This is a genomic window from Actinoallomurus acaciae, from assembly GCF_042429965.1.
Lineage (GTDB): Bacteria > Actinomycetota > Actinomycetes > Streptosporangiales > Streptosporangiaceae > Actinoallomurus > Actinoallomurus acaciae.
In genome coordinates, this window is the sequence record NZ_JBHLZP010000827.1 from 1 (window position 1) to 2,450 (window position 2,450).

A 2,450-nucleotide genomic window follows, 5' to 3' on the forward strand; every position below is an offset into this window, starting at 1 on the left:
ACCACGCGCGGGCGGCTCCACCTGCCCGGCTTCACGGTCGAGCTGGCGCCCGCCCGGCGGGGGAGGTCCTGATGCGGCGCCCCCGCGCGGCCGCCGGGGTCCAGGCCACCGACCTCGGCGCCTACCAGCAGGCGGTCCGCCGCGTGCTGACCTGCGACCTGATCACCGCCACCCGGCCGCGGCCGGGCGTGCTCGAACAGGTGCTCCGCTGGGCCGACGAGATGACCCACGACTTCCGCGAGCTGCTCGGCCACACCCTCATCGCCGACACCCGTCAGGTCCGGCTCGTACGCCGGCTCGACCGGCTCGACCCGACCCAGGGCCAGATGTTCGCCCGCAAGGGCGGCCGGCCCTTCGACCAGCGGCGCATGGCCTACCTCTGCCTTGTGCTCGCGTCCTTCCAGCGGTCCCGGGTGGAGATCAGCCTGGCCGACCTGGTCCGCGTCTTCACCCCCGCCGCCAACGCCATCGAGGGCCTGGGCTTCGACCCGACGGTGAGCGCGCACAAGGCGGCCGTGGTCGACGTCCTCGGCTGGCTCGTCGAGCGCGGTGCCCTGCGCCTGTCCGACGGCTCGCTGGAGGCCTGGGCCCGCGACAGCGAGCACGGCGACGCGCTCTACGACATCGACCACGACATCTGCGCGGTCCTGTTCAAGCCCGCCCGGCCGGTGCAGCACCTGACGAGCGCGGCCGGCCTGCTCGACGACCCGCTGTCGCGCGTGGACGGCGCCGTGCACCCGCAGGCCGTGGCGCAGCGGGCGCGGAGGCTGCTCACCGAGCGGCCCGTGGTCTACTACGACGACGTCGACCCCGCCGTCGCCGAGCTGCTCGGCCGTCCCGGCCTCGCCGAGGACCTGGCCCGCTTCACCGGCCTGGTGGTCGAGCGCCGCGCGGAGGGCATCATGCTCGCCGACGCGGGCGGGGTGTTCACCGACCGGCCGTTCCCCGGGCGCGGCGGCGACGTCGTCCGCACGGCCGGGCTGCTGCTCGCCAAGATCGCCGATCTGCTCGAGGACCCCGAGCAGCGGCCGGCGCTGATCGAGACGCCGAGCGAGGCCGACGACCACGCCGCGCTCGTGGCGCGGATCGACTCCGGCCTGCCGGAGGCCGGGGTCGTACGCGAGCTCGCCTGGACGCCCCCCGAGACCGCGGAGCCGGTGGCCGGTCCCCTCGGCACCGCACCCCTGGTCGAGCGCACCCGGCTGGAGACGATGATCGACGAGTTGTTCGAGGAGTTCGGCGCGGCGTCCTTCACCAGCGCCTGGCAGCACGATCCGCGCGGCCTGCTGGACGCGGCGGTGACGTTCCTGACCGAGCTCAGCCTGGTACGGCCGGTCCCGGGCGGGGTGCTCGTCCGGCCGGCGGCCGTCCGCTACCGCAACATCACCCTGGCCCTCGCCGACACCGCGCAGCTTCCGCTGCCCGCGCCCACAGGAGGAGAGACGTCATGACGGCACGGTTCCGCCCTTCTCGGGCGGGCGTCATCAACGTCTGGGACTACGCCGACGAGGAGTTCGTCTTCGCCGGCGGGCGGCTGGTCCTGCGCGGTCACAACGGGTCGGGCAAGACCAAGGCGCTGGAGGTGCTGTTCCCGTTCGTCTTCGACGGGGTCGCCGACGCCCGGCGGCTCGACCCGTTCAGCGGCGACAACCGGACGATGAAGTCCAACCTGCTCTACCGCGGCCAGGAGTCCGAGTACGGCTACGTGTGGATGGAGTTCGCCCGAGCGGAGGCCGAGGCTCGGGTGAGGAGCGGAGCCGGCCAGGCGCGCGCGTACGCGACCGAGCGAGCGGAGGCGCCCGCGGGGCGGCGCGCCGGCGGACGCGACCGTCAAGCCCGCCCGGAGGAGACGGTGACCCTGGTCATCGGCCTGCGGGCGCACCGCAACCGGGACGGCGTGCGCTCCTCCTTCTTCGTCACCGGCAAGCGGCTCGGCGTCGACTTCGGACTGCTGGGCCCCGACTCGCGGCCGCTGACCGACCGGCAGCTCCGCGAGTCGCTGGAGCCGGGCGCCTCCTGCAAGACGGCCACCGAATACCGCGACGCCGTCGACGCGCGCCTGTTCGGCCTGGGCCGTGAGCGCTACACCCAGCTCGTCGACCTGCTCCTGGTGCTGCGGCGCCCGCTGCTGGCCAAGGACCTCGACCCGGGCAAGGTGTCCGACACGCTCACCGCCGGCCTCAGCCCGGTCGATGAGGAACTGGTCGACCAGGCGGCGCGCGACTTCGAGAACCTCGCCGCCGTCCAGCGCCTCTTCGACGACCTGACCGCCGCCGACGGCGCGGTCACGGCGTTCATGGCCGACTACACGAGCTATCTCCAGGTGCACGCGAAGGCCAAGCTCGACCGCGTCCAGTCCGGGTTCGAGGGCGCGACCGGGCACGCGCGGAGCGTCGCCGAGGCGCTCGCCGAGGTCGAGCGGGCGACGGCCGCGCACGCGGTGTCGGCCG

The 2,450-nt window shown here is 74.3% G+C and carries 1 protein-coding gene and 1 pseudogene; both read left to right on the forward strand.

Annotation, left to right across the window (positions count from 1 at the left end; genetic code table 11):
• Positions 1–71: 71 nt before the first annotated feature.
• Positions 72–1,451: a DUF2398 family protein gene (locus ACFFNX_RS47615; protein ID WP_378213030.1), complete on the forward strand. Its 1,380-nt coding sequence runs from the start codon at positions 72–74 to the stop codon at positions 1,449–1,451.
• Positions 1,448–2,450, forward strand: a pseudogene (locus ACFFNX_RS47620) (hypothetical protein); the annotation flags it as partial. The gene ACFFNX_RS47615 and the pseudogene ACFFNX_RS47620, both read left to right, overlap by 4 nt.

Coding starts and splice junctions, on each gene's coding strand:
- ACFFNX_RS47615 (WP_378213030.1), top strand. CDS start 72: ATGCGGCGCCCCCGCGCGGCCGCCGGGGTCCAGGCCACCGACCTCGGC.